The organism is Bordetella parapertussis (assembly GCF_020735925.1).
Taxonomy (GTDB): domain Bacteria; phylum Pseudomonadota; class Gammaproteobacteria; order Burkholderiales; family Burkholderiaceae_B; genus Bordetella; species Bordetella pertussis.
Genome location: NZ_CP085971.1, coordinates 3,358,140 through 3,378,291, shown reverse-complemented (window position 1 = coordinate 3,378,291; position 20,152 = coordinate 3,358,140). Strand labels below are relative to the sequence as shown.

Sequence of the window (20,152 nt, the reverse complement as noted above, 5' to 3'; positions counted from 1 at the left end):
CTCGCCGAGGCCCGGGCCTCAGCTGCCCATCTCGAAGAAGCGTCCCAGCCGCTGCGGCAGCCAGTTCAGGTGCGCCGGGAACGGCCCGGTAGGGAACCCCGCGTGGCCGCCTTCGGCCGGCTGGTGCAGCAGCACGCTGTCCGAGCATTCGGCCGGGATGGGCAGGGCGCTTTCGGGCAGGAACGGATCGTTGCGGGCGTTGAGCACCAGCGTGGGCGTCTTGATATGGGCCAGCCAGGGCTTGCTGGACGCGCGCGTCCAGTAGTCCAGCGCATTGCGGTAGCCATGCATGCGCGCCGTATAGGCATCGTCGAAGTCGCGCAGGTCGCGCGCGTGGGCGATGCGTATGACGTCGATGGCGCCCGGAAAGCGCTTGGCCTTCTCCAGTACCTTGCGCCGCATGGTCTTCAGGAAGTACGCGGTGTAGATGCGCCGTGCGATGAAGCCGGTGCACAGGGCCTTGCCGCCGGCCACCAGGTCCAGGGGTACCGACACGCCGGCCGCGGCGGCCAGCCAGCTGGCCTCGTCGTGGTGTTCGCCCAGGTACTTGAGCAAGGCATTGCCGCCCAGCGAAACGCCCACCGCGTGCCAGCGCGCGTGCGGGATGCGCGCGCGCACGGTATCGAGCATGAAGCCGACTTCGGCCGAGTCGCCCGAATAATAGGCGCGCGCCAGCCGGTTGGGGACCCCGGAGCAGCCGCGGAAATGGGCGATGACGACGATCCAGCCGCGCGCCCGGAAATAATGGGCGATCGACTGCGCGTAGCGGCTGGTGCTGCCGCCTTCCAGCCCATGGAAGAGGATCAGCGCCGGCGTGTCGGCCGTTTGCGGCAGCGAGGCCCAGTCGGTCGCGGTGATCCAGCGCGCCGCCGCGATGCGGCCATTGCCTTGCGGCGCCGGGCCGGCGGGCGCGGCGCCTTCGGCGGTCTTGTGCGGGAACAGGCCAGGGCCGGTCCAGTCGAAGTCGACGAAATCGGTATCGGGGGTGTCGACCCGCTCGCGCACGAAAGCGATGCGGTGGTATTGGGCCAGCACCGCCGCGTATACCGTCTGGCTATGCCGGTCGGGCAGCCAGGGCGGAACGGGGCAGGGCGTCAGGTCGATTCTGGAGGCAGCCAACGAGATCCACCCGCCCTTAGTGGAGACGGTCGGGGAAGTCGTGCAGGTCGAGCACCCCGGCCTCGGCCGGCGCCTGCGAGGCATGGTGCAGCACCATGCGCCAGCCGGCCGGCCCCTTGTGATAGACGTTGGTGGCGTAGCAATTGGCGAACTGCGCGCCTTCGCGCGTCATTACCGTCACTTGTTCGACCAGCACATGCACGGCGCACATCATGCTTTGCATGACCAGCGGCCGCAGCGGCCGCAGGTGCAGCGGCCCGTTGGCCAGGACCTGCTGCCACGACTCATGGACGGCCGTGTGCCCGACGATACGCAGGCCGCCTGGATGGATGCAGGCGATTTCCTCGTCGTCGGACCAGACCTGCATCAGACGATCCAGGTCGGCATGTTCCAGTGCTTCGTAGAACGCGTGTTCGGCTTCGTCGGGCGTGGCAAACATGGTGGCGATGGCGGTAGGGATTTCAGTGGCCGTGGACGACCGTGCCGGGCTTGAGGCGGTAGGCGGCGCCACAGTACGGGCAGCTGGCCTGGCCGGTATGGGTGACGTCGAGGAAGACGCGCGGATGCATGCTCCACAGGGGCGCTTTCGGGCCCGCGCAGTACACGGGCAGGTCTTCGGCCCCGACTTCGATGGCGTCGTGGGCGGGGACGGCGGCTTGGGCGGCGGCGGTCATGAGTGATTCCTGAAAAAAAAGACAGCGTGGACAGCGTGGCTGGCGGTCATACCGGGGTCAGCCAATGCTGGTATTTGGGGTTGCGGCCGTTGACCAGGTCGAAGAAGGCCTGCTGCAGCTTCTCGGTGACCGGGCCGCGGCGGCCGGCGCCGATCTGCCGGTTGTCGACCTCGCGGATCGGCGTGACCTCGGCCGCGGTGCCAGTGAAGAAGGCTTCGTCGGCAATGTAGACGTCATCGCGTGTGAGGCGCTTGGTGACGACGCGCAGGCCGAGGTCGGCGGCCAGCGCATGGATGGTGGAGCGGGTGATGCCCGTCAGCGCCGAGGCGATCTCGGGCTCGCACAGCACGCCGTCCTTGACGATGAAAATGTTCTCGCCGGCGCCTTCGGCCACGAAACCCTCGGTATCGAGCAGCAGGGCCTCGTCGTAGCCATCCTGCAGCGCTTCGGCATTGGCGATGATGGAATTGGCGTACGTGGTGGCCACCTTGGCGCGCGGCATGGTGACGTTGACGTGCTGGCGCGCGAACGAGGACACCTTGACGCGGATGCCCTGCGCCAGGGCGGTCTCGCCCAGATAGGCGCCCCAGGGCCAGGCGGCGATGGCCACGTGCACCTGGGCGCCCTTGGGCGAGACCCCCATTTTTTCCGAGCCATAGAAGGCCAGCGGGCGCAGGTAACACGATGCCAGGCCGTTGGCGCGCACCACTTCGCGCTGGGCCTCGTTGAGGGTGTCGCGGTCGTACGGCAGCGGGATCTGGTAGATGTGGGCCGAATTGAACAGGCGGTTGGTGTGGTCCTGCAGCCGGAAGATGGCGGTGCCGGCCGCGGTTTCGTAGGCGCGCACGCCTTCGAAGACGGACAGTCCGTAGTGGAGGGAGTGGGTCAGCACGTGCGTGGTGGCCTCGCGCCAAGGCACCAGCTTGCCGTCATACCAGATGAAGCCGTCGCGGTCCGACATCGACATGATGTTCTCCCTCTATAGAGGCGCGTATTGTATCAAGCAGCGAGGTTACAATGATGTCGTGCTGGCGGCGTGGCCGCCCGTCGCGCGGTTTGCGCGCCGCCTGGCGTCTGCCTGGCCGGTCGCGCGTTTCGTTTCTCCTGTGAGTCCCATGTCGTCCTGTCCGTATCGCCAGGGGCTGCGCCTTGGCTTCTGATCCTGCCACTTCCGCGCTCGAAGACGCCCGCCAGGCCCGGCAGGAACGCGCGGACGCCTTTCGCGCCGGCGTGCGCGCCATTACCCCCGCCCTGATCGCCACCGGCACCTGGGGCATGGTCACGGGCGTGGTCATGGTCAAGTCCGGGCTGACCGAGTCCATGGCGCTGGCCATGACGCTGCTGATGTACGCCGGATCGGCGCAACTGACCTCGCTGCCGCTGATCGCCACCGGCGCGCCGCTGTGGCTGATTTTCGCCGCCGGCTTCGTGGTCAACCCGCGCTTTCTCATCTTCGGCGCGGCCCTGCACCCCTATTTCCGCCATATGTCCTGGCCGCGGCGCCTGGGGCTGGGCTATTTCACCACCGACATGGGCTTCGTGCTGTTCATGCCGCGCTTTGGCGACGCCGCCGAACGCGGCACCCGCGAGCAACTGTGGTTCTTCCTGGGCACGGTGGCGCCCGGCTGGATGGTCTGGCAGGTGACCTCGATCGTCGGCATCTACCTGGGGTCGCTGGTGCCGGAAGCCTGGTCGCTGGACTTCGCCGCGGTGCTGGCCTTGCTGGCCATCACGGTGCCGCTGGCCAATTCCAAGCCCATGCTGGTGTCGATGCTGGCGGCGGGCATCGTGGCCGGCATCTGGGCCGAACGCTTCTTCAAGGGGCGCACCTGACCATGTCGGACAGAGATCTCTACGTCTACGGCGCCATCCTGTTGTTGACGCTATGCAGCGTGCTGACGCGGGCCGGCTTCATGCTGTTCGGCGACTACATTCCCCTGCCCGATGGCGTCCGGCGGGCCTTGCGCTACGCGCCGGCGGCGGCCTTGACGGCGATCGTCGTGCCGGACCTGCTGCCCTGGAAAGCCGGCCTCGGGCCGGCGTTCGACTACAAGCTGGTGGCTGGCGTTCTTGCCATCATGGCGTTCCTGCGTACGCGCAGCGCGGTGCTGGTGATCGTGGTCGGGATGGTGGCCCTGTGGGGCCTGCGCTGGCTGGCCGGCTGAGGGTAGAAAAGCCCCCACGCTGCGCTCGTTGCGCCAGCTTGCTGCCCCCCAGGGGGGCTTTTGCCTTGGGGCGGCCCGGCGGCAAAAAAGCCCGCGTGGGCGCCCCGGGCCGCCGGTGCGCTAAAATAAGTTATCCACAAGCAATCCGGGCCTGGCCGTACGTCCGTTCTTGTTCTTTTTGCAGCCCCCGGCATCTGCCCATCTTAATGACTGAATCTACCTCCTCCGACGCGCCTGTTACCGACGCGCCTACGCGCACTTTCGCAGACTTCGGCCTGCATCCGTTACTGCTCAAGTCGATTGCCGACACCGGCTATACGAATCCCACGCCGATTCAGGCGCAGGCGATTCCGGTCGTAGTGGAAGGCCGCGATGTGATGGGCGCCGCCCAGACCGGCACCGGCAAGACGGCGGCATTCACGCTGCCGATCCTGCATCGCCTGATGCCGCTGGCCAATACCAGCGCATCGCCGGCGCGCCACCCGGTGCGGGCCCTCATTCTCACGCCCACGCGGGAACTGGCCGACCAGGTTTACGAAAGCGTCAAGCGCTACAGCCTGCATACGCCGCTGCGCAGCGCCGTGGTGTTCGGCGGCGTGGACATCGGTCCGCAGAAGGAAGCCCTGCGGCGCGGTTGCGAAGTCCTGGTGGCCACGCCGGGGCGCCTGCTCGATCACGTCGAGCAGAAGAACGTCAACCTCAGCCAGGTCGGCATCCTGGTGCTCGACGAGGCCGACCGCATGCTCGACATGGGCTTTCTGCCCGATCTCGAACGCATCATCCGCCTGTTGCCGGCGCAGCGCCAGGGGCTGCTGTTCTCGGCCACGTTCAGCAATGAAATCCGCAAGCTGGGCCGTTCGTACCTGAACCACCCGGTGGAGATCGAAGTCGCCGCGCGCAACGCCACGGCCGACACCGTCACGCAGATCGCCTACCAGATGCATGGCGATACCAAGCGGGCGGCGGTGGTGCACCTGGTCAAGTCGCGCGGCCTGAAGCAGGTCATCGTGTTTTCCAACACCAAGATCGGCACCGCGAGGCTGGCGCGCCAGCTCGAGCGTGACGGCGTGAAGGCCGAGTCGATCCACGGCGACAAGACCCAGGGCGACCGCATGAAGGCGCTCGAGGCGTTCAAGGCCGGCGATCTGGAAGTGTTGGTGGCGACCGACGTCGCGGCGCGCGGCCTGGACGTGGCCGGCGTGCCCTGCGTCATCAACTACGACCTGCCGTACAACGCCGAAGACTATGTCCACCGGATCGGCCGCACCGGCCGCGCCGGCGCGTCGGGCGAGGCGATCGCCCTGTTCACCGCCGACGAAGAGCGCTATCTGCTCGACATCGAGAAGCTGATCAAGCGCCAGGTGCCGCGCGGCAAGCTGGAACTGCCGGCCGACCTGGTTGCGCGCAGCCATGGCCGCGACCGCGACGCCCCGCGCGAGCGTGGCGCCGACCGCCACCGCGGCGAACGCCGCACTTCAGGCGCGGCCGCGCCGCGCCAGCCGGTCGACGAACTCTTCTACAAGCCTTACGAGCCTGCCAACGGCCAGCCGGCCTCGCCCGAGACGCCCAAGCAGGAAGGGCGCAGCAACGCGCCCAAGCGCCAACTGGCAGTGCTGCTGGGCGGCAGCCGCAAGGGCTGAGCGGCGCCGCTTCAGGCCGCGGCCAGCAGCCGCGCCACGTCGGGCAGGCCGGTTGCCACGGGCCTGCCTTGCGGATCCAGGCTGTCGAGCAGGCGCTCCAGATGGCCGATATGCGGCAGCATCGGGCCATAGAACAGCACCTTGCCATGCGCCTGCACCAGCAGCGTCGGGAAGTTCTCGACGTCTTCCTCGCCCAGCAGGTCCGGGTGGTCCTCGATGTCGATCCACGCAAAGGTATGTCCCGGCCGAGCCCGCGCCAGCTCCAGCAGCTTGGGCCGGTATTGCTGGCAGGTATCGCACCAGGCGGCGCAGAAGCAGGCAACCAGCCAGGCGTCGGAGCGCGCCAGGGCGGCGCGCAGGGTGGGGATGTCGGAACCAGGTACGTGTAGCGGCATTGTGGGCAAATCGCAGCGTGTTTGACTATCATAGCCGGCATATCCGTTCTCCGGCCGCGCCATGACTGTACCCCGTCCCGAATCGATCATCCCGCCCGCCGGCAACGCCGCCACGGGCGCCGCCGGCATCGCGCGGGCCTTCAAGCGGGCGCTGGTATCGCAGTGCCATCCCAACATGCTGTTCGCGGTGCTGCTGCCGTTCCTGATCGCGCTGCTGGGCGCCATCCTGTTGCTGTGGCTGTTCTGGACGCCCCTGAACGAGTGGCTGCGCTTCGAGGCATCGCAGTGGCAGGCCATCAACCAGGTCGACGACTGGATGGTCGCGGCGGGGCTGTTCTCGCTCAAGATCTACCTGGTGCCCGTCATCGCGGCGGCGATCCTGCTGCCGATCTCCGGCATCCTGGGCCTGGCCATCGCGGCGGTGTTCGTCATGCCGCTGGTGCTGCGGCATGTCGGCGGCCGGGAATATGCCGGCCTGGCCCGCCAGGGCAGGAACGCCACGGCGGTCAGCGTCTGGAACGCGCTATGGGTCAGCCTGGCGTTCGGCGCCGGCTGGTTGTTGACGCTGCCCTTCTGGCTGATCCCGCCCATGGCGGTGATCCTGTCGGTGTTCTGGTGGGCGTTCGCCTTCACCCGCATGCTGCGCCTGGATGCCATCGTTGAACACGCCAGCCCGGCCGAACGCGCCATCCTGCTCAAGCGCCACAACAGCGGGTTCTGGCTGATCGGACTGGTCTGTTCGCTGCTCAACCTGCTGCCGCCGGCCTGGATCATCCTGCCCGTGTTCTCGGGGCTGGTGTATGCGCACTATGGCCTGGACGCCCTGCAGCGCCTGCGCCAGGAACGCACGATCGACGTCTAGCGCATTGCCCTGCACGCCCCCCCGGGGGGGCCTCATTTTTTCCGGAAACCAGACATGGCAGCCGAATCCGCCCGCCGCATCGGGCTCATCATCGTAGGCGACGAGATCCTCTCCGGCCGTCGCCAGGACAAGCATTTTTCCAAGGTGGTCGAACTGCTGGGCGCACGCGGCCTGAAGCTGTCCTGGGCCGAACTCCTGCCCGACGATCGCGCCACGCTGGCGGCCGTCTTGCGGCGCAGCTTCGCCAGCGGCGATATCGTCTTTTCGTGTGGCGGCATCGGCGGCACGCCCGACGATCACACGCGCCAGGCCGCGGCCGAGGCGCTGGACCTGCCGCTGGCCCTGCATCCCGAGGCCGAACAGGCGATCGCGCTGCGCGCGGCCGAAATGGCCGCCAAGGGGCAGGGTACGGCCGACATGGGCACGCCGGAAAACCAGCAGCGCCTGCAGATGGGAATGTTCCCGCGAGGCTGCGAGATCGTGCCCAACCCGTACAACCGCATTCCTGGCTTCTTCGTGCGCGACCATACGTTCGTGCCGGGCTTTCCCGTGATGGCCTGGCCCATGCTGGAATGGACCCTGGATACCCGCTACCGCGCGTTGCATCACCAGGTGCGGCATGCCGAACATTCGTTCCTGGTGTTCGACATGCCCGAGTCGCGCATCACGCCGGCCATGGTGGAAATCGAGCAGCGCTGGCCGGGCGTGCGCGCCTTCAGCCTGCCCAGCGTGGGCGAGACGGGCGGGCCATCGCATATCGACCTGGGCGTCAAGGGCGAACCCGAGGCGGCGGCGCAAGCCTTGGCCTTCCTGCGCGCCGAGGTGGTGCGCCTGGGCGGAAAACTGGCTCCGCCAGCTCAAAACTGACGATGAGTTGACGTCATGCTGACGTTCTGCTGAAAATAGGGGGACGAGAAAAATAGCGGTTGCCAAACGGCTTTATAGATTTCACAATACGATAAATCTGCTCCTTGTTGCGGTGCCGCATCGGCGCCGCCCCGGGGCGGCATCTATCCGTAACCACTATGTCCCGTATTCCGAACGCTACAGCCAGGGGGCCGGGGTCTCACTCCGACGATGGCGCCGGCCAGCATCCCATCGCCATCCAGGTGATCGACCGCGCCATGCGCCTGCTCGATGCGCTCGCGGCCCAGCCCGAACCCGTCACGCTCAAGGAACTGTCGGCCACTACCGGCCTGCATGCCTCCACCGCGCACCGCATTCTCAATGACCTGGTGGTAGGGCGCTATGTCGAGCGGGTCGACAACGGCCTGTACCAGCTGGGCATGCGCCTGCTGGAGCTCGGTTCGCTGGTCAAGGGGCGGCTGAATGTGCGCGAGGCGGCCATCGGCGCCATGCGTTCGCTGCACAAGCAGACCGGGCAGACGATCAACCTGTCGGTCCAGCAAGGCGACGAAATCGTCTATATCGACCGGGCCTGGAGCGAGCGCTCCGGCATGCAGGTGGTGCGCGCCATCGGCGGGCGGGCGCCCCTGCACCTGACCTCCACCGGCAAACTGTTCCTGTCCACCTACGATACGCGGCTGGTGCGCGCCTATGCGCTGCGTACCGGGTTGGCCGGGCACACCCGCAACAGCCTGACCGAGCTCGACCGCCTCGAGCGCGAGCTGGCCCTGGTGCGCCGGCACGGCTACGCGCGCGACAACGAAGAGCTGGAACTGGGCGTACGCTGCATCGCCGCTGGCATCTACGACGACACCGGCAAGCTGGTCGCGGGCCTGTCCATTTCGGCCCCGGCCGAGCGCCTGCAGGACGAATGGATACGCCTGCTGGTCGATGCCGCCGCCAGCATTTCCGAGGCGCTCGGCTACGAGCCCGGCGTCAACGGGATCCACGCGCCAGCGGCTGCCTGAGTCCGGCCTGGCCTGGCGATAAGGCGGTGCGTGCAGGCGTGGCTGCGATCGCACCGTAACCGTTGGTGCGGCGTCCTGATCTCCGGAGCGTTCGGCTGGGAGATGGCTGCGCATCCGATGGGCCGGTTCTTGTGTGTTTGCTAGCCTGACTAACAGGCGACCTGGGGTCGTTTCCGGTTTCCGGTCAGGGGCAAACAAACGTGGATAAAGATGAATCGGCATTGCGGCAACTTGTCGACATGGCGCTTGTAGGCTACGACGGCGTGGTGGAAGAGTTGCTGGCGCTGCCCTCGGAAGAGTCCGGGGATCTTGCGGGTGGACGGGCCAAACGAGAGAAGGCCGAATTCGCGCTGTTTAGCGAAGCGCCCAACGGGGATGAACCCATCGGCCAGGATGCTCGTACATGGTTCTATTATCCCAAGTACCGCCCGGTGGCGGTTTCCAATTTGAAGAAAATGCAGGTGGCGATTCGTGCTCGTCTCGAGCCTGAGTCATTGATCCTGCAGTGGTTGATCGGACTCGATGTCTATCTCGGCGTGTTGATCGCCGCCTTGTCCCGCACTGCGATCAGCGACCTGGTATTCGAGTATGTCAAGGCGCGCTACGAGATCTACTACCTACTGAATCGCGTGCCGCATCCGCTGGCGGCGGCGTACCTCAAGCGCCGCCGCCAGCGTCCGGTGGATCGTTCGGGACGTCTGGGCTCGGTGTTCGAACACCCGCTATGGTTCGCCTACGACGAATTGGCCGGCACCGTCGATCTGGATGCCGACATCTACGAGCAGGCGCTCGCCGAAAGCATCGAACGCCGCATGGACGGAGAGCCGGACGACGGCAGTCTGGATACCGCCGAACACGACGTATGGCGTTTGTGCCGCGACGGCATCAATCGGGGCGAGCAGGCGATTTTCCAGGCATCCGGCCCATATGGCGTGGTCGCGGATGCAGGGTATATGCGCACCGTTGCCGATCTGGCGTATGCCGATGCATTGGCGGATTGCCTGCATGCCCAACTGCGCATCCGGGCGCAAGGCTCGGTCGATAGCCCGGGAGACGAGATGCCACGCAAACTTGATGCGTGGGAAATCGCCAAGTTTCATCTGGCCGCGACCCAGCAGGCGCGGGTTGATCTGCTCGAGGCGGCGTTCGCGCTCGACTACGCCGCCTTGCGCGATGTGCGCGTCTACGGCGATTACCGCAATGCGCTGGCTCTTCGGTTCATCAAGCGCGAGGCCTTGCGGTTGCTGGGGGCGCGGCGCGGCAACGCCTCTACGATGCCGGCGGTTGCGGCTGGCGAGTACGACGAAATCGTGGCCAGTGGAGCAGCCAATGACGCGGCTTATGTATCCATGGCCGCCGCGTTGATCGCGGGCGTGCTCTGCGATCTCGAGAGCGCGCAGCGCACGTTGCCCGTCGTATTGGCCAGGTTTCGGCCCCTTGGCGTGCTTGCGCGATTCAGAAGGCTGGAGCAGGAAACCGCGGGCATGCTGCTTGGCGACCAGGAGCCGGAGCCTCGGGGCTTCATCAGTTTTACCGATTTTCGCGATAGCGACGCGTTCGCCAGCTACGCGGAGTATGCGGCCCAGTTCAACGACTATATCGATCAATACAGCATACTCGAGGCGCAGCGGCTGGCGCGGATTCTGGCCCTGGGCTCGCGGATGACGGTCGATCAATGGTGCCTTCCCCTGCAGAAAGTACGGCACTACAAGGTGCTGACATCGCAGCCAGGGCTGATCGCGCGTGGAATCGAAAATCACAACAGGGGCATTGAATATTGCCTGGGGCGGCCGCCGCTGACCGATCTGCCGGGTCTTTTCACCATGTTCCAGCTCCATGATTCCAGCTGGCTGTTGGTATCGAACATCAACGGTGAGCTTTGGTCTGATGTCCTTGCGAACGCTGAGGTGATGCAGAATCCTACGCTGGCCGCCCTTGCCGAGCCGCAAGGCCGCTTTCGAACCGGCCGTCGAACGGGCGGGTGGTTTCTCGGCGGCCCCGCGACTGAAGGGCCAAGTCTGCGCGACAACTACCTCCTCAAATTGAGGCGGAGCAATCCGGGGCTGGATGTCAAGAAATGCTGGTATTTCGGGTATCGGCAAGAGTACAGGCTGCCCGCAGGCGCGCTGGGTGTGCCGCTATTCGCTGTTTCCGTTGCCCTGAGGCACAGTCTGGACGACCTCGCGGCGCACGCGAAGTCCGCTTTGTACAAACCCAGCGAATGGCAGAAGTTCGCCTTCTGGATCGTGCCGTTCTACCGGGAAATATTCTTTTCGACCCAGGATCGTTCCTATCGGGTCGATGTGGGGAGCATCGTCTTTGATTCGATTTCCTTGCTTGCCTCGGTGTTCAGCATAGGAGGGAAGTTGGGCAGTTTCACCTGTACCCAGTATGGCAACCTGCGCAATTTCGTGGTGCGGCAACGCATCGCGGGGTTGAGCGGGCAGCGCTTGTGGCGTTCGGTGCTCAAGGAGCTTCCGGCATTGATCGGAGCCAGCGGGTTGCGCCTGTCGCGTTCGCTGCTCGTCGATCTGTATGAGATCTTCGAGCCCGTGCCGATCCGTCGGCTTGTCGCGGGATTCGTGAGCGCCACTACGGTCGGCGGGCGTAACCAGGCCTTCCTGCGGCAGGCATTCTCCGCTGCCAGTTCCTCGGCCGGGCGCACGGGGGGCCAATTGGCAAGCGAATGGCGGATGGCCGGCGTGGACGCCACCGGTTTGGTCGAGTCCACGTCGGGCGGCAGGTTTGAGGGCATCTACACGCGCGGCTTGGGACCGTTGAGCGAGCGCACCGAGCACTTCATCGTCGAATCCGGGAATGCCTACAGAGTCATCTGGGATGCATACACGCATGGTTGGCGCGTGGTCAATGGGCGCTTGCCGCCGAGGCTGACCTATACCGTTCCGGTTCGGCTGAACGGGCAAGGCCACTGGGAGACGCATCTGGATGTCCCTGGCCGGGGTGGGGCGCCGGAAATCTTCGGACGCATCCGCACGCGTAATCTGGTCGCCCTTGCCGCCGAGCAGGCCGCGCCGATGCGCCGCCTGCTCAACCAGGCGAGGCGTGTGGCGCTCAGGCATATCGATACCTGCAGGAGCAGGCTTGCGTCGCCGCGCGCTGAATCCGATATGGACGCGGCGATCCGGATTTTCTTCGGCGAGCCGGACGCCGGCCTTCGCCAGCGCATCGGGCGACGCCTGCAGGAGGTCAGGGCCTATATCGGCGATCTGAGTCCGGTCAATGACGTGCTGTACCGGGCGGGATATGACCTCGACGATGTCGCAACGCTGTTTAACGCAGTGGACCGGAACACGTCGCTGGGCAGGCAGGCTCGGATGGAGTTGTATCTGGATGCCATTGTCGATTTGCATGCCAGGCTCGGCTATGAAAATGCGCGTTTTGTCGACCTGATGGCGTTCCACCTGCTCAGCCTGGGCCATGCCGCGACGGCCAGTGAGGTCGTGGAGGCCGTTTCGCCCCGGCTGCTGGGCAATGTGTTCGATATCTCGAACGTCGCCCAGCTCGAACGCGGTATCGGGAATCCCGCCAGCACCGGTCTTTTCGTCATGCTGGGCGCCTATTCGGAATCGTCGCCCGCGATATTCCAGTCGTTCGTGAACGATATATTTCCCGCATGGCGACAGGCTTCCGGCGGGGGGCCGCTGGTATGGAACTTCGGTCCTGCCGCCATCAGCCCGACGCGCCTGGATTACGCAAATACCGATATCGGATTGCTCAACCATGGGGATATTTCCCCGCTGCGCGCCAGGCCGCCATTGGGCGGCAGGCGCGACATCGATCTTCCTCCGGGGCTGGATATTTCGTTCGTGCGTTACGACCGCCCGGTGCGCATGTCCGCGCCGCGTGCGCTCGACGCCAGCGTCTTCAGGCCGGTCGACGGGCCTGTCCATGGCTATATTCAATCGTGGACGGGGGCTGAGATCGAATATGCGTACGGCGCGCCCGCAGCGGCACGCAAGGTCATGCTGACCGACAATGTGCGGATCATCAGCATCGAGAACGGCGATGAAGGGGCGATCGGGGTGCGCGTGAGGCTCGACACTGTTCCCGTCGCGACGCCGCTCATCCTGACTGGCGGCTCCTTGAGCGGGTGCACGACGATGGTTGGGGTCAAGGAGGGCTACCTGGCCTTCTACCACACTGGCAAGTCGACCGAACTCGGGGATTGGGCGACTGCGCGCGAAGGCGTACAGGCGCTTTACCAGGCCCATTTGGCGATGGGGTACGCGCCGATCTCAATCCCGGCGCCGATGCGCAATGACGACTTGGTCAGCATCGCCGCGACCTACGACCGGGCGGTCATTGCCTATCTGGGCAAGGATGTGCCGGGAGGCGGCAGTACGCGCATAACGCGTCACGATGCGGGGGCGGGCAGTGTGGTTTCGTTCGACTACAACGCAGCAGTCCAGGCGTCGGCCGTTCCCCGCCTCGGCCAGGTATACGTTCTGATTTCCAACGACGGACAAGGGGCGCGAGCCGTCCTGCTGGCGGAGGATCTGGCCTGGGCAGGCAGCGGCAGTGCCTTGGATGTGTTGAACGAACGATTGGTGACGTTGTTTCCGGCGCCGGTCTGAATCGCATTCCGCGAAACGGCGGGCGCGCAGGCCTCGCCCGATCGGCCGGCCGGGCCGCGCGATGCGCGGCCCGGCCGCATTGGGACGCGGCCTTTATTGCTTTTCCACGCCCGCCTTCTTGAACAGCTCGGCCCATTGCGGCACCTGCTGCTTGACCTTGGCTTGCAGCGCCTCGGGATTGGCCTCGTTGGTCAGCACCTCGGCGCCCAGCTGCTTCATGCGCTCCTGGAACTTGGGATCGGCCAGGCCGGCCTGCAGGCTCTTGACCAGCTTGTCGACCACCGGCTTGGGCGTGCCCTTGGGGGCCCACATGCCGTGCCAGATACCCACTTCGAAACCCTTGTAGCCGGACTCGTCCATGGTGGGCAGGTCGGGCAGGGTGGGCACGCGCTTGAGGCTGGTGACCGCGTAGGCCTTCACCTTGCCGCTGGTGATCTGCTGCGTGGTATTGGTGGTCTGGTCGCACATCAGGTCGACCTGCGTGCCCAGCAGATCGTTCATGGCCGGCGCCGTGCCCTTGTAGGGAATGGTCAGCAGGTTGACGCCCAGCGCCTCGACCAGCATGGTGCCGCACAAGTGGCTGGCCGCGCCGATGCCGGCATTGGCCAGTGAAATCTTGTCGGCGTTCTTCTTGACGTACTCGGCCAGTTCCTTGATGTTGTTGGGCGGGAAATCGCCGCGGGCAATGATGGTCATCGGCACGTCCACCACCAGGCCGATGGGCTCGAAGCTGGTGTAGGGCTCGTAGCCGGGGTTCTTGTACAGCGAGGGCGCGGTCGAGAAGCCGGCGTGCATGAGCAGGATCGAGTAGCCGTCGGGCTGGGCGCGCGCCACCTGGGTGGTGCCGATGGTGCCGCCGGCGCCGCCCTTGTTCTCGACCACGACGGTTTCGCCCAGGGTCGGCCGCATGGATTCGGCCAGCGAGCGGGCCACGTTGTCGGTAGGACCGCCTGCCGCGAACGGCACGACCATGTTCACGGGGCGCTCGGGATACTCCGCCAGGGCAGTGCCCGCGCCGGTCAGGGCGACGGCGGCGAACAGGGCCGAGAGCTTACGGGAAATGGGGGGCATGAGGTCTCCAATGCAGTTGGTATGGCTGCGGTTGATTCGGGCCGGGTTGGCCTTTCTTGTTATGTCTGACGGTCGATGAGGGTAATGCCGTCAGGCTGTCGGAAGTGTAGAAAACAATCGAAACAGCGTCATTGCGGGTATCCCCCAACCGGATTAATCCTGGCTGCAGAAAAAGGGGGACGCAGGTTGCGCCACGGGGAGTCCGGCAAGCAATTGTTGCGACGCACAAAAAGTGCTTGACAAGACTTTTTAGGTCCGTAGAATGGCAATTGTGCAATGCAGCAAACGCGCCGGCGGTGAATTTTCCTATCAGATCCGCGCACGTTTTGTCGTCACAGACCGTCGTGAAATTTTCCGGCCCGGCCGGACCCTGACAGGAGATACCTATGAGCGCCATCCCCCAACAAGTTCTGGCCCGCCAGAAAGCCACCGTCAACTCGCTGGTCGCCGCGCAATCGGCCATGTTCGCCGGTTTCGAAAAGCTGGTCGACCTGAATCTGAAGGTCGTGCGCGCCACGCTGGACGAAGTCGCCCAGCAGTCGCAGCAAGCGGCTGAGCTGAAGGATCCGCAAGACGTTGCCTCGTTCACCAGCGGCCTGGTGCAGCCGGGCGCCGAAAAGGCGCTGGCCTATGGCAAGCATGTATACGACATCGTGGCCGGCGTGCAAGCCGAACTGGCCCAGCTGGCCGAGGCCCAGATCGCCGAAGGCCAACAGCAGCTGACCGAAGCGGTCGAGCAGTTCTCCAAGAACGCGCCCACCGGCTCGGAAAGCGCCGTGGCCCTGATCAAGTCGTCGCTGGCGACGGCCAACAGCGCCTACGATTCGCTGACCAAGGCTGCCAAGCAGGCCGCCGAAGTCGCCGAAAGCAACCTGAACGCCGCCGCCAATGCCTCTTTCAAGGCTGCCAGCGACGCCGCCGAGGTCGCGACCAAGGCCGCGGGCCGCAATCGCCGCGCCGCCTGATCGTACCAGGGGGCTGTTGCGACAGCCCATACTGTAGTACTGTTGAGTGACAGAGCAGAGCTGGAATTCGGGCCACCTTCGGGTGGCCTCTTTTTTTGCCCAAGGCAAAAAGTCCTCTTGGGGCTCATGCCCGCTCGGGATCCCGCCTCAGCGGCTGCCTTGGGCCAGTGCCCGCACGCATTCGCCGACCAGCGCCGGCCCGCGGTAGATCAGCCCGGTATACAGCTGCACCGCCTGGGCGCCGGCGGCCATTTTCTCGCTGGCCTGGCGGCCCGAGAGAATGCCTCCCACACCGATGATGGCCACCGCGTCGCCCAGGCGGCTGCGCAGCCGTTCGATGACACGCAGCGACAGTTCATGGACCGGCGCGCCCGATACGCCGCCGGCTTCCTCGGCGTGCGGCAGGCCTTGCACGGCATCGCGCGCCAGCGTGGTGTTGGTGGCGATGACGCCGTCGATGCCATGGCGCGGCAGGATCTCGGCGATGGCGTCGATCTGGTCGTCGCTCAGGTCAGGGGCGATCTTGACCGCCAGCGGCACGTGGCGCTGGTGCTGGTCGGCCAGCGCGAGGCGCCGCTCCTGCAGTTGCCCCAGCAGCGCCGACAGTTCGTCGCCACCCTGCAGCGCGCGCAGGTTCTTGGTATTGGGGGAGGAAATGTTCACGGTCACGTAGTCGGCGTGCGGATAGACGCCGGCCAGGCTGATCAGGTAGTCCTCGGCCGCGCGTTCGATGGGCGTGTCGGCGTTCTTGCCGATGTTCAGGCCCAGGATCCCGCCCTGCGAGCGCCACTGGCTGCGCTGCACATTGGCGATGAAGGCATCCAGCCCCTGGTTGTTGAAGCCGAGGCGGTTGATCAGCGCGTTGGCGCGCGGCAGCCGGAACATGCGCGGCTTGGGGTTGCCGGGCTGGGCGCGCGGGGTGACGGTGCCTACTTCCACGAAGCCGAAGCCCAGGTTGCCCAGCGCGTCGATGTGGGCGCCATTCTTGTCCAGGCCGGCCGCCAGCCCCACCGGGTTGCGCAGCGACAGGCCCATCAGCGTGGCGGGCGCCTCGGGCTGGGCGTGCAGCAGCTTGCGGGTCAGGCCGCAGTCGTAGGCGCGCTGCAGCTGGGCAAGCGTGACTTCGTGCGCGGTTTCCGCGTCCATGGCGAACAGCGCCGGGCGGGCCAGGGGGTAGGCGTGGAAGAGGATAGACATGGGGCGGAATTGTAGATCGACTTTGCCGCCCCGCGCGTGCTCAGGGCGGCGTTTCGCGCCAGGCGCCGTCCACGTGCATCTGCAGCGGCCGGAAATTGGCCTTGTAGGCCATCTTGCGGCTGTCGGCGATCCAGTAGCCCAGGTACAGCCAGGGCAGGTCCAGCGTGCGGCACTGTTCGATCTGCCACAGGATGCTGTAGGTGCCCAGGCTGCCGGCCATGTCGGGGTCGTAGAAGGTGTAGACCGACGACAGGCCGTCGTCGAGCACGTCGATGATGGAGATCATGGCCAGCTGGCCCTGCGGCGTGCGGAATTTCACCAGGCGCGTGTTGACGCGCGTGGTCAGCAGGAACTGCGCATACTGGGTGCGGCTGTCTTCGTCCATGCCGCCGCCGGGGTGGCGCCCTTGCTGGTAGCGGGTGTACAGGTCGTAGTGCTCGGGGGACCAGGCCAGTTCGGCCACGAAGGCGCGCAGCGCCTGGTGGCTGCGCCAGGCGCGGCGCTGCGTGCGGTTGGGCTCGAAGCGGGCCGCATCGACGCGCACCGGCACGCAGGCGTGGCAATTGTCGCAATGGGGCCGGTAGGTGAACAGGCCGCTGCGGCGAAAGCCCTGTTCCACCAGTTGCGAGTACGTGCCGGTGTTGATCAGGTGCCCGGGCGCCGCCACCTGCGAACGCGCCTGCCTGCCTGGCAGGTAGCTGCAGGGGTAGGGGGCAGTGGCATAAAACTGCAGCGTGGAGAAGGGGAGTTCTTTTAGCTGGCTCATGTCGGGCATGCCGGCGTCTGGTCGCCGGCACGTGGCTTACATCATAACGCCGTTGGCCGGCGGCAGCGGATGCAGCATGCCGGCGCTGTCGAGCCGGCCGCTGCGCCACGGCAGGCGGGGTTGCGCGACGGCATGGGCGATGTGTTCGATGAAGCGCGCGCGCGGCACCGGACGCGCGCCCAGGCGCGCCAGGTGGCCGGTCTGCTGCTGGCAATCGATCCAGGCCACCTGGTGGCGGCGCAGGAAAGCCACCAGGTGCGCCAGGGCGATCTTGGAGGCGTCGGTGGCGCGCGCGAACATCGATTCGCCATAGAACATGCGCCCCAGGCTGACGCCGTACAGGCCGCCGGCCAGCTCGCCGTCTATCCAGGTTTCGATGCTGTGCACGAATCCCGCCGCATGCCAGCTGTGATAGGCTTGCTGGACGGCCGGGCTGATCCAGGTGCCGGGCTGGCCGTGGCGCGGCGCGGCGCACTCGTGCAGGACCCTGGCGAAGGCCGTGTCGACGCGCACCTGCAGGCGCGCGGCGGGGTCGTGTTCGGTGCGGGCCAAGGCGCGCAGGCGCTTGCGCAGCGAGTGCGAGGGCGCGAAGTCGGCGCATGCCAGCACCATGCGCGGGTCCGGGCTCCACCACAGGATGGGTTCGCCCTCCGCGTACCAGGGGAAAATGCCGTGCGCATAGGCCTGGGCCAGCCGTTCGGGCGACAGGTCGGCGCCCGCGGCCAGCAATCCGTCGGGATCGCGCAGCGCTTGTTCGACCGGGGGAAACGGCGTGTCGGCGGCCAGCCAGGGCAGTTTCAAGGGATCAGCGGTGCGATTCGAGGCTGTAGTGGTGGGTGGGGAATTCGCCCTTGCGCCGGTCTTCCAGATAGCGCCTGAGCGTGGTGACCACGGTGCGGAACGACAAATCGTCCCAGGGGATTTCCGCCTCGTCGAAATAGCGCGCCTCCAGGCTTTCCGGTCCGGGGTCCAGGCCCGGCCCGAGCGCCTCGGCCAGGTAGAAGAAGTGCACCTGCTCGACCTGCGGCACGTCGATCACCGTATACAGCTGGCCCAGCCGGATGCGGGCGCCCGATTCCTCGAGGGTTTCGCGTTCGGCGCCCTGGGCGGTGCTTTCGCCCAGCTCCATGAAGCCCGCCGGCAGCGTCCAGGTATCGTAGCGCGGCTCGATGGCGCGCCGGCACAGCAGGATGCGGTTCTCCCAGACGGGAACGGTGCCCACCACCATGCGAGGATTCTGGTAATGAATGGCGCCGCAGCGGTCACAGATGTCGCGGGCGCGGTTGTCGCCCTCGGGCACGCGGTGATCGACCGGCGAGCCGCATTGGCTGCAAAAGCGCGCGCGGCGCGGCGCGGGGAAATACTGGAGGGACTGTTGGGCGCTCATGAACGCGATTCTAACGGTTGGCGCGCGCCGCCGAAGCGCTTTTCCAGGTGCTCGACGAACGAGCGGACCTTGGGCGACAGGAAACGCCGGTGGGGGTAGACGGCCATCATCGTGATGAGCGAATGGCGGTAGTCGGTCAGCAGCGCCGTGAGGCGGCCGGCGCGCAGGTCCTCGCCCACCAGGAATTCGGGCTGCAGGATGATGCCGTGGCCGGCCAGCGCGGCGGTGCGCAGCACATCGCCGTTATTGGCGCGGAAGGTGGCGTTGACGCGCACCACGTGGGTCTGGCCGTCCTTTTCGAAGTGCCAGTCGTTGCCGGTGCTGGCATAGGCATAGTGCAGGCAGCGATGGCGGCGCAGGTCCTCCGGTTGCGCAGGCGCGCCGTAGCGTTCGAGATAGGCCGGGGCGGCGCAGGCCACCAGCTGCTGCGGCGCCAGCGGCCGGGCCACCAGCGAGGAGTCGACCAGCGGGCCGATGCGCACCGCCACGTCGTATCCTTCCTCCACCAGGTCGACGACCCGGTCGTTGAGATCCAGGTCGATGACCACTTCGGGGTAGCGCAGCAGGTAGTCGGCGATGGCCGGGCCCAGGTGCAGTACGCCGAACGACACCGGCGCGCTGATGCGCAGCCGTCCGGCAGGCTGGCTGCCCTGGGCCTGCAAGGCCAGGTCGAGCTCGGCCAGTTCGGCCAGCACCGGCCGGATGCGGTCGTAGAACGCCCGTCCTGCGTCGGTCAGGCTCAGCTTGCGCGTGGTGCGGTTGAGCAGCCGTACCCCGTACTTCCGCTCGAGAAAGGCGACCTGGCGCGTCACCACCGAGCGGGCCTGGTCCGTCTTGTCGGCGGCCGCGGCGAACGAGCCGAGTTCTACCACCCGGGCGAAGGTCTGCATGGCAGTGTGCGTGTCCACTATTGTTCCTGCTTTGACAACAATGATTTGCTATTTTGCATGTTTATCTTCATTTCGGGAATCGAGACAATGCCCGGGCTTGGCGCGCCGTCCGGCGCGCCCATTGGAGAAAGACATGATCGATTCCCGTACGGCTCCCTATGCCGTCCTGTTGCTGAGACTGGCGCTGGGCGTGATGTACCTGGCCCATGGCCTGACCAAGCTGCTCGTGTTCACGCTGCCCGGCACGGCCCAGTTCTTCGCCAAGGTGGGGTTTGCCGGCTGGCTGGCCTATCCCGTGACGTACTTCGAGATCGTTGGCGGGGTGCTGCTGATCCTGGGTATCTACCCGCGCTGGGTTGCGGCCATTGCCGCCGTGCAATTGCTGGCTGCCGCCACGGTGCACGCGGGCAATGGCTGGGCGTTCGGCAATCCGGGCGGGGGCTGGGAGTATCCGGTTTTCCTGGCGGTCGGTGCCGCGGCGCTGACGCTGCTGGGCAATGGCAAGGCCGCGCTCCTGCCGCGTCCGCGCGCCTGAGGACGGCGCGGCAGGCC

The 20,152-nt window shown here is 66.3% G+C and carries 20 protein-coding genes; 9 read left to right on the top strand and 11 right to left on the bottom strand.

The features are described 5' to 3' along the window. Positions 1 to 18: 18 nt before the first annotated feature. The 4 genes from LK409_RS15940 to LK409_RS15925 are packed head-to-tail and all read right to left on the bottom strand — an operon-like array spanning position 19 to position 2,760. A complete protein-coding gene (locus tag LK409_RS15940; protein ID WP_003814199.1) occupies positions 19 to 1,119 on the bottom strand; it encodes a YheT family hydrolase in 1,101 nt (366 codons plus the stop codon). A gap of 16 nt (positions 1,120 to 1,135) precedes the next feature. Then, positions 1,136 to 1,558 (bottom strand): YybH family protein, encoded by a 423-nt coding sequence (locus LK409_RS15935; protein WP_003814197.1) that lies wholly within the window; start codon positions 1,556 to 1,558, stop codon positions 1,136 to 1,138. Between the two features lie 22 nt (positions 1,559 to 1,580). Then, entirely contained in the window at positions 1,581 to 1,793 is a 213-nt protein-coding gene (locus LK409_RS15930) for a zinc-finger domain-containing protein (RefSeq protein ID WP_010929123.1), read from the bottom strand. 46 nt (positions 1,794 to 1,839) lie between these two features. After that, positions 1,840 to 2,760: a branched-chain amino acid transaminase gene (locus LK409_RS15925; RefSeq protein WP_003814193.1), complete on the bottom strand. Its 921-nt coding sequence runs from the start codon at positions 2,758 to 2,760 to the stop codon at positions 1,840 to 1,842. Between the two features lie 182 nt (positions 2,761 to 2,942). Between LK409_RS15925 and LK409_RS15920 the strand changes: the two genes are divergently transcribed. The 3 genes from LK409_RS15920 (at position 2,943) to LK409_RS15910 (ending at position 5,598) form a co-directional block, all read left to right on the top strand. Next, a complete protein-coding gene (locus LK409_RS15920; protein WP_161952233.1) occupies positions 2,943 to 3,626 on the top strand; it encodes an AzlC family ABC transporter permease in 684 nt (227 codons plus the stop codon). Positions 3,627 to 3,628: 2 nt separating this feature from the next. After that, positions 3,629 to 3,958 (top strand): AzlD domain-containing protein, encoded by a 330-nt coding sequence (locus LK409_RS15915; RefSeq protein WP_003814188.1) that lies wholly within the window; start codon positions 3,629 to 3,631, stop codon positions 3,956 to 3,958. A gap of 206 nt (positions 3,959 to 4,164) precedes the next feature. After that, a complete protein-coding gene (locus tag LK409_RS15910; RefSeq protein WP_010929121.1) occupies positions 4,165 to 5,598 on the top strand; it encodes a DEAD/DEAH box helicase in 1,434 nt (477 codons plus the stop codon). Positions 5,599 to 5,609: 11 nt separating this feature from the next. On the opposite strand, the gene LK409_RS15905 is transcribed toward LK409_RS15910, so the two are convergent. After that, positions 5,610 to 5,993: a thioredoxin family protein gene (locus LK409_RS15905; protein ID WP_003814185.1), complete on the bottom strand. Its 384-nt coding sequence runs from the start codon at positions 5,991 to 5,993 to the stop codon at positions 5,610 to 5,612. A 61-nt stretch (positions 5,994 to 6,054) separates the two neighbouring features. Here LK409_RS15905 and LK409_RS15900 point away from each other — a divergent pair, with 61 nt between their 5' ends. The 4 genes from LK409_RS15900 to dnt all read left to right on the top strand — a co-directional run bounded on the left by LK409_RS15900 (position 6,055) and on the right by dnt (position 13,324). Beyond that, on the top strand, positions 6,055 to 6,855 hold the full coding sequence (locus LK409_RS15900) for an EI24 domain-containing protein (RefSeq protein ID WP_003814183.1): 801 nt from the start codon (positions 6,055 to 6,057) through the stop codon (positions 6,853 to 6,855). Between the two features lie 54 nt (positions 6,856 to 6,909). Then, the gene (locus LK409_RS15895) at positions 6,910 to 7,722 is read left to right on the top strand and encodes a competence/damage-inducible protein A (protein ID WP_003814179.1); all 813 of its coding nucleotides are present in this window, start codon (positions 6,910 to 6,912) and stop codon (positions 7,720 to 7,722) included. A 158-nt stretch (positions 7,723 to 7,880) separates the two neighbouring features. Then, positions 7,881 to 8,729, top strand: coding sequence for an IclR family transcriptional regulator (locus LK409_RS15890; RefSeq protein WP_003814178.1), 849 nt, complete (start codon positions 7,881 to 7,883; stop codon positions 8,727 to 8,729). 200 nt (positions 8,730 to 8,929) lie between these two features. After that, the gene (dnt, locus tag LK409_RS15885) at positions 8,930 to 13,324 is read left to right on the top strand and encodes a dermonecrotic toxin (RefSeq protein ID WP_010929119.1); all 4,395 of its coding nucleotides are present in this window, start codon (positions 8,930 to 8,932) and stop codon (positions 13,322 to 13,324) included. 93 nt (positions 13,325 to 13,417) lie between these two features. On the opposite strand, the gene LK409_RS15880 is transcribed toward dnt, so the two are convergent. Further along, complete coding sequence (locus LK409_RS15880; RefSeq protein ID WP_010929118.1) at positions 13,418 to 14,395, bottom strand: tripartite tricarboxylate transporter substrate binding protein BugD; 978 nt, start codon at positions 14,393 to 14,395, stop codon at positions 13,418 to 13,420. Positions 14,396 to 14,781: 386 nt separating this feature from the next. Between LK409_RS15880 and phaP the strand changes: the two genes are divergently transcribed. Next, the gene (gene phaP / locus LK409_RS15875; RefSeq protein ID WP_003814172.1) at positions 14,782 to 15,360 is read left to right on the top strand and encodes a TIGR01841 family phasin; all 579 of its coding nucleotides are present in this window, start codon (positions 14,782 to 14,784) and stop codon (positions 15,358 to 15,360) included. Between the two features lie 147 nt (positions 15,361 to 15,507). Here the strand turns inward: phaP and LK409_RS15870 are convergent, their stop codons facing one another. The 5 genes from LK409_RS15870 to LK409_RS15850 are packed head-to-tail and all read right to left on the bottom strand — an operon-like array spanning position 15,508 to position 19,600. Continuing rightward, positions 15,508 to 16,557 (bottom strand): quinone-dependent dihydroorotate dehydrogenase, encoded by a 1,050-nt coding sequence (locus LK409_RS15870; RefSeq protein ID WP_010929117.1) that lies wholly within the window; start codon positions 16,555 to 16,557, stop codon positions 15,508 to 15,510. A 40-nt stretch (positions 16,558 to 16,597) separates the two neighbouring features. Further along, positions 16,598 to 17,332 carry an arginyltransferase gene (locus LK409_RS15865; RefSeq protein ID WP_010929116.1) on the bottom strand — a complete coding sequence of 245 codons (735 nt, stop codon included), beginning with the start codon at positions 17,330 to 17,332 and terminating at the stop codon, positions 16,598 to 16,600. Positions 17,333 to 17,359: 27 nt separating this feature from the next. Then, positions 17,360 to 18,124, bottom strand: a complete 765-nt coding sequence (gene aat, locus LK409_RS15860; RefSeq protein ID WP_010929115.1) for a leucyl/phenylalanyl-tRNA--protein transferase — start codon at positions 18,122 to 18,124, stop codon at positions 17,360 to 17,362. A 4-nt stretch (positions 18,125 to 18,128) separates the two neighbouring features. Beyond that, positions 18,129 to 18,710: an NUDIX hydrolase gene (locus LK409_RS15855; protein WP_003814161.1), complete on the bottom strand. Its 582-nt coding sequence runs from the start codon at positions 18,708 to 18,710 to the stop codon at positions 18,129 to 18,131. Beyond that, on the bottom strand, positions 18,707 to 19,600 hold the full coding sequence (locus LK409_RS15850; protein WP_003814158.1) for a LysR family transcriptional regulator: 894 nt from the start codon (positions 19,598 to 19,600) through the stop codon (positions 18,707 to 18,709). Before LK409_RS15850 ends, LK409_RS15855 begins: the two co-directional genes overlap by 4 nt. 133 nt (positions 19,601 to 19,733) lie before the next feature. Between LK409_RS15850 and LK409_RS15845 the strand changes: the two genes are divergently transcribed. Continuing rightward, a complete protein-coding gene (locus LK409_RS15845; protein WP_010929114.1) occupies positions 19,734 to 20,135 on the top strand; it encodes a DoxX family protein in 402 nt (133 codons plus the stop codon). The last annotated feature ends 17 nt before the right edge of the window (positions 20,136 to 20,152 follow it).